4 protein-coding genes and 1 pseudogene are annotated in these 5,671 nt (G+C 34.7%); all 5 read left to right on the forward strand.

Going from position 1 to position 5,671, the window contains the following annotated elements; genetic code table 11:
* Positions 1–998, forward strand: a pseudogene (locus WYK_RS08495) (LacI family DNA-binding transcriptional regulator); the annotation flags it as partial.
* Positions 999–1,235: 237 nt separating this feature from the next.
* Positions 1,236–2,507: an ABC transporter substrate-binding protein gene (locus tag WYK_RS08500; RefSeq protein ID WP_040374095.1), complete on the forward strand. Its 1,272-nt coding sequence runs from the start codon at positions 1,236–1,238 to the stop codon at positions 2,505–2,507.
* 87 nt (positions 2,508–2,594) lie between these two features.
* The gene (locus WYK_RS08505; RefSeq protein WP_407951474.1) at positions 2,595–3,485 is read left to right on the forward strand and encodes a carbohydrate ABC transporter permease; all 891 of its coding nucleotides are present in this window, start codon (positions 2,595–2,597) and stop codon (positions 3,483–3,485) included.
* Complete coding sequence (locus tag WYK_RS08510; protein WP_040374097.1) at positions 3,485–4,315, forward strand: carbohydrate ABC transporter permease; 831 nt, start codon at positions 3,485–3,487, stop codon at positions 4,313–4,315. Before WYK_RS08505 ends, WYK_RS08510 begins: the two co-directional genes overlap by 1 nt.
* 33 nt (positions 4,316–4,348) lie before the next feature.
* Positions 4,349–5,671 (forward strand): alpha-glucosidase/alpha-galactosidase (gene melA / locus WYK_RS08515; protein ID WP_081704823.1); only part of this gene is annotated, 1,323 nt, incomplete at its 3' end.

Below are 5,671 nucleotides of genomic sequence, written 5' to 3' on the forward strand. Positions count from 1 at the left end.
ACAAATGTATCCTCATCTACCGTTTCAAGAGTATTAAATCATGATGAGACTATTTCAGTTCAAACAGAGACAAGACTCCGAATACTTGAAACAGCAAAAAAGCTAGGATATAAGACAATTTATGAACGCCGTATAGAACAAAAGAGAAAAATATCGGTAAAGATGAATTAACGGTGAGCATCTTATTGTGCCATTCCGTTCAAGAAGAGTTAAGTGATCCCTATTTTTTTTCTATACGCCAGGGAATCGAGGAAGAATTGGCAAAGTTGAACATTAATACAACAACATTTAGATTATATGAAGGAATGGGTAATCAACTTCCGAATGATTTAGATGGGTTGATAATAGTGGGAAGAATAAATGACCAAACGTTAAAAACAGTTAGTAATCATATCGATAATGTAGTTTATATTAATCATTCCCCAGACTCCGATCGCTACGACGCTGTAGTTATTGATTTTGAAAAAGCAACTAAAGGAGCATTACAACAATTTATTAATTTTGGATATAAAAATATAGGATATATAGGAGGAACGGAAAGGGAACATATGACAAATCAAAGTGTTGTAATGGAAGATAAACGTTTGACTACCTTTATAAAGACAATGAAAGAAAATAATAAATTCAACTCTGACAGTATTTTTATTGGTGAATATACGATGGCAGAAGGATATAACCTTATGAAATCAGCACTTCAATTACCAAGTGTTCCTGAAGCTTTTTTCATTGCAAGCGACCCAATGGCGATTGGTGCTTTAAGAGCTCTTCAAGAAGTAAACCTATTAGTCCCAGAGGATATAGCCATAATAGGTTTTGATGATATTGAAATTGCGAAATTTGCCAGTACCCCATTAACAACTGTTAAAGTACATACAAAAGAAATGGGGAGGTTAGGAGTAAAACTTTTACTAGATCGTTTAAACGGAAGGCAAATTCCTTTAACTATTACTGTTCCGACCGAGCTAATCATTAGGCAAAGCTGTGGTACAAATCCGTAAGAAATTAAAAGCTATCACTCATTGAATTAATATAAAGGAGGTGAGTAAAATGTAAGCGCTATCTTTATAGATGATCGAGGATTATTCATACTAATTTGGTGTAGGGTTTATTAATGACTGCAATCTCTAAAACTATTGAACACGGAGCAAATCCTTGGATGAAAGACTTACACATATAGCTTTAACTACTCTCAATATATTGTTATTTATGAGATTAATAATACTGGAGGAGTATAAATGAATAGGTTCATTAAAACGGTTATCTGTGCAGCTGCGATTACAACTTTTACTACAGGCTGTTCAAGTAAAGAAACTTCAACTGATGAATCAACTGGTGACAAGGTAACTTTAAACTTATATTCCACTGTTACGAGTGAACAGGATCAAAAAACTATAAAAAATGTTGTGAAAAAATTCGAAGATAAATACCCTGAAATTGATATTAAGGAAAATTATCCAGCTAGTGAGTACGAAGGGATGCTCCGAGTAAAGATGGCAGCCAATGACATGCCAGATTTATTTGACACACATGGGTGGGCAATAAATCGTTATGGAGAATATGTTGAAGACTTGAGTACAATGGATTGGGTTAAAGACCTTGATCCTGCGTTAGATCAAATACTTAAGGATGATACCGGAAAAGTATACGCATATCCGCTTAACCAGGCAAAAGATGGATTATCTTATAATGCGACTCTGTTAGAAAAGTATGATATTAAACCTCCGGAAACATTTGATGAATTTATGGAGGCTTTAGAAATGATAAAGGAGAAGGGGAAAGGTGAAGTAACCCCGCTTTGGTTTGCTGGATCGGACAAAAGTGCATTTGGTCAATACTTTGATCAATTTGCAACTCCTTTATTAATTACGGCTGATGGTAATAGTTATAAAAAAGAATTACTAGATGGAACTTTCGACTGGACCCACTATACATACCTTCCAGAAAAGTTGAAAGAAATGCAAGATAAGAAGTTACTTAATGTAGATGTTTTAACAGCACAAAACCAACAAATGGCTGATTTAATGGCCCAGAATAAAATTGGTTTTATAGTAGGCGGTGGAGTGCTTGGACCGTTAATTGAAGAACTGAATCCAGATATTAAGTTAGGCGTAGTCCCTATGCCGATTATTCATGAAGGTGATAAACAGAGTTGGATAGGCGGAGAACGTCATACCTTCGCAGTATGGAAGGATTCTAAGGTGAAAGATGAAGCCAAGAAATTCTTAGAGTTTATTGCACAACCTGAAATTGTTAAAGAGATTGCTGAGGGCACATCTTTACCTGCAGGACTGACGAATACAGAGTCTAAAAACTATTACTCTGATTACTACGAAAAATATAAAGATATAAAAGTAGAACCATATTTTGATCGTGTTTATTTACCAAGCGGTATGTGGGATCCAATGGGAGCGAGTGGTCAGGAATTGTTATCGGGTACAACTACTCCAGAAGCTGTTTCTAAAAAAATGGGTGAAGAATATACTCGTTTACTAGATCAAATAAAATAAACAGGTTGTTATGTTTCACAAACACTTAGTGCCATAAAAGGTGGTGGATTGACTATGATAGAGCTAGATAAAACACGGAACATTCAAATGATAACTAGTAAAAAACCGAAAAAACAAAGAACTTCTTCACTCTGGTGGATGTATCTCCCTGCTTTACTAGCAGTTACTTTTTTTATTCTATATCCCTTCTTTAATGGATTGAAAATTTCATTTACGAACTGGAATGGTTTTTCACAATCTTATGGTTTTGTTGGGTTTAAGCAATATTCCAGAATGTTTAGTGACTCCAATACATGGCTTGTTGTGAAAAACACATTATTATATGGACTTGGAAGTACACTATTTCAAAATATCATCGGTTTGGCGTATGCGTTATTACTAAATCAAAGTATCAAGGTGAGGTCGCTTACTAGGACCATAATTTATTTACCTGTCATAATTAGTCCTTTAATTATGGGGTACATTTGGTATTTCTTTTTTGCTTATCAGGGTGGAGCATTGAATGATATCCTTGTTTTTTTAGGTCTCGAGAAAATAAACGCATTGGGCGATCCAACATTAAATGTCTGGTTAATCGTGTTTGTAAACACATTTCAGTTTGTAGGAATAGCAATGATTATTTATTTGGCAGGCCTGCAGAGCATATCAAAAGATTATTATGAAGCAGCAGAAATTGATGGAGCTACTGGGTTTCAGAAATTTATAAAGATAACCTTTCCACTATTAATGCCCTCTATCACAATTAATATGGTTATTAATATTATAGGGGGGTTAAAACTATTTGATGTAATTATCGCACTAACAGGTGGAGGTCCAGGATATGCTTCGCAATCCATGTCTACCTTTATGTATGATTTATATTTTAATAGACAAGATGCAGGGTATGCTGCTACACAAGGGATTTTGATGGCTGCGATTATATTGATTATAAGTTTGTCAGCATTGATTTACTTTAAACGAAAGGAGGTCGAAGCTTAATGGATTATATGAATAAAAGAAAAAAGGCAGTACTATCATTCGTGGCTTTGTTGATTGCCTTATTTCATTTAATTCCATTTTATATTTTGCTAACGACCTCTTTGAAAGAAAGAGGAGACTTCAGCTCAAAATGGACTTTTCCAACAGAAATTGCCTTTGGAAATTTTAAGGAAGCATGGGAAAGTGCCAATTTAGGAGGAGCATTTTTCAATACTTCAATTATCACTTTTATATCAGCCGTATTACTTATATTTGTCGGTTCCTTAGCCGCTTATCCGCTTGCAAGAAGACAGACAAAAGTAAACAAGTTTATTTTTATGTTATTTATCTCTATTATGGTTATTCCACCTTTGACAGCGTTAGTCCCTTTATATCAACTAGTAGTGGATATAGGAATGATGAACACACGACAAATTGCTATTTTTAATAATGTAGCTGCCTACCTGCCCTTGACCATCTTTTTGTATGTCGGTTTTATACGCTCCACAATTCCATTGGAGCTTGAGGAAGCGGCACGACTTGATGGGGCGAGTACAATGGGCATCTTCTTCAAAATTGTATTCCCGTTATTAAAACCAGTAACCTCATCAATATTAATTATTTCTTGTGTATATATATGGAACGATTATCAGTTTGCTATTTTCTTTCTTCAAGCTGAAGAAGTGAAAACAATCCCTGTAGTGCTTTCTAGTTTCTTTGGAGAAAATGCGAATAGGATGAACCTTGTCGCAGCTGCAGCGATCATGGCGGTATTGCCAATGGTTATTCTTTTCTTAATACTGCAAAAACATTTTGTAAAAGGCTTATCATCAGGTGCAATGAAAGGATAAAATAAAACTTTTTTAAATTGAAACGGAGGGTTTATATTGAAAGTAACTATAATAGGTGCTGGCAGTGTAGTTTTTGCAAGAAGGTTAATATCTGATATTTTGAGTTACCCAGAGTTGGACGATACAATCTTTTCATTAACAGATATTAATCCTGAACGTTTAGAAACGGCAAAAAAAATGGCTGAATCGATTATTGAGGAAAATGGGAATTTAGCTCATGTACAGGCTAATTCCGACAGAAAGTCAGCATTAGTTGATGCTGACTATGTTATAAACTTAATTCAAGTAGGAATGCACGCATCAACACTAATAGATTTTGAGATTCCTAAAAAGTATGGGTTGCAACAAACGATTGCAGATACACTCGGAGTAGGAGGTGTATTCAGAGCACTGCGAACGATTCCTGTCGTTCTCGATATTTGTAAGGATATGGAGGAAGTTTGTCCTAGTGCATTATTATTAAATTATACTAATCCAATGGCTATGCTGATTCTTGCAATTCAAAAAGCTACATCAATAAAATCAGTAGGTCTTTGTCATAGTGTACAAAATACAGCAGAAGAGTTGGCTTCTTATTTACGGATACCAGTAGAAGAATTAGATTATAAGGTAGCAGGCATTAATCATATGGCATGGTTCCTAGAATTGAAACGAAATGGAAAGGATCTTTATCCCGACCTCTTTTTAGCGATGGAAAAGGATGAAGTGTATGCGAAAGACAAAGTGCGTTTTGAAATGATGAGTAGACTGAATTATTTTATTACAGAATCAAGTGAGCATCTATCAGAATATACGCCTTATTTTATTAAAAGGGATAACTTAATAAAAGATTATGATATTCCTATTGATGAGTATATTAGAAGAAGTGAAAATAATTTAAAACAATTTGCTGAAACCAAGAAAATGATTGAAAAACATGAAACATTCGAATTACAAAAGAGTCATGAATACGGTGCACCAATAATTCATTCTATTGAAACCGGAGTAACACGGGAAATCTGGGGTAACGTACTTAATACAAATCTTATTACTAATTTACCGGAAAACTCTTGTGTTGAAGTCCCTTGTCTTGTTAACAAACAGGGAATACAACCAATACATGTAGGTGAACTCCCACCTCATTTGGCTGCAATGAATATGACTAACATAAATGTTCAACAACTAGTAGTTGAAGCTGTACTCACAGAGAACATTGATTATGTTTATCAAGCGGTTATGATGGATCCACATACTGCATCTGTACTTTCGTTAGATGAAATCTGGAGTATGACTAACGAATTAATTGAAGCTCATGGAGATAGGCTTCCTAAATTTACTAAAGGGAAGAACTTAAATTATAAGAGAAGGGCAAAAACT

Origin of the sequence: Peribacillus psychrosaccharolyticus ATCC 23296, assembly GCF_000305495.1 — a bacterium.
GTDB classification, from domain to species: Bacteria; Bacillota; Bacilli; order Bacillales; family DSM-1321; genus Peribacillus; species Peribacillus psychrosaccharolyticus.